Genomic DNA, 1,264 nt, shown 5'->3' on the forward strand with positions numbered 1-1,264 from the left:
GGGTCTGCTGCACGATCAGGTGACAGGTTGAGTCACGCAGCCTGAGTGGCTGGTGTGGTCATGATGGTCTCGTATTCTATGGGGGTCAATCGGCCGAGCCCGACTTGGCGGCGTCGGCGGTGGTAGGTCCTTTCGATCCAGGTGACGATCGCGATCCTGAGATCGTCGCGGGTGCGCCAGGGGCGGCGGTCCAGGACGTTCTTTTGCAGTAGAGAGAAGAAGCTCTCCATGGCGGCATTGTCGCCGGCCGCAGCGACGCGGCCCATCGAGCCGACCATGTGATGGCGGCTCAGAGCACGGACGAATTTTTTTGATTGAAATTGCGATCCTCTGTCGGTGTGGACCACGCAGCCTGCGACGAAATCTCGGCGGGCGACGGCGTTGTCGAGCGCATCGACCGCGAGCCGGGACTTCATCCGATCGCTGATGGAGTAGCCAACGATCCGGTTGGAGAATACGTCTTTGAACGCGCACAGGTAGAGCTTGCCTTCGCTCGTCCAATGCTCTGTGATGTCGCCCAGCCACAGCTGATTCGCAGCATCGGCGGTGAAGTTGCGTTGGACGTGGTCGTCGTGGACCGCAGGCCCCGGGCGCTTGGCTTTTCCGCGTTTCTTGCCGAACACACTCCACCAGCCGTTGTTCGAGCAGATCCGCCACGCTGTGCGCTCGGCCATCACCTGGCCGGCGTCGCGAGCCTCGTAGAACAGGAACCGGTAGCCGAACTCCGGGTCGTCCTTATGGGCCCTGAACAGAGCGTTCGCCCGGTAGGCCTCCGCGAGGTCGGCATCGGTCACCGGGTCAGCCAGCCACCGGTAGTAGGGCTGGCGAGCGATCTCGAGTACCCGGCACGTCACCGTGACGGGAATGCCGTCCTCGGCCAGCTCACGAACGAGCGGGTACATCATTTTCCCGGCAGGTTCGCCTGGGAAAGATAGGCGGCAGCACGGCGCAAGACTTCGTTCTCCTGCTCGAGCAACCGGATTCGCTTGCGCAGTTCCCGGTTCTCGACCACGTCCTCACCGGTAGTTCCTGATTTGATTCCGTCCTCGATATCGGCCACTTTCAGCCAACCCGTCAGGCAGGATTCACTGATCCCGAAGTCGGCGGCGATCTGCTTCAACAGCATTCCGGGCTCGCGACTGCGGGCAACCCGAACAACGTCCTCACGGAACTCTCGGGGATAGGGCTTCGGCATGGTGCACATCCTTCCAGCGGCACCTCTCGGCACCACAGATCAGATGTCACCTATCCGTGCAGCAGACCC

At 62.1% G+C, this 1,264-nt stretch carries 1 protein-coding gene; it reads right to left on the minus strand.

Features of this window, described 5'->3' with window-relative positions; translation table 11 throughout:
- Window positions 1-32 precede the first annotated feature (32 nt).
- A protein-coding gene (locus ATN37_RS00045) for an IS3 family transposase (RefSeq protein ID WP_085989961.1) occupies window positions 33-1,195 on the minus strand; the annotation gives its coding sequence in 2 pieces (ribosomal slippage) (window positions 33-908 and window positions 911-1,195; 1,161 coding nt in all).
- Window positions 1,196-1,264: the final 69 nt, after the last annotated feature.

It is taken from the genome of Rhodococcus sp. MH15 (assembly GCF_019266045.1).
GTDB classification, from domain to species: Bacteria; Actinomycetota; Actinomycetes; order Mycobacteriales; family Mycobacteriaceae; genus Rhodococcus_F; species Rhodococcus_F qingshengii.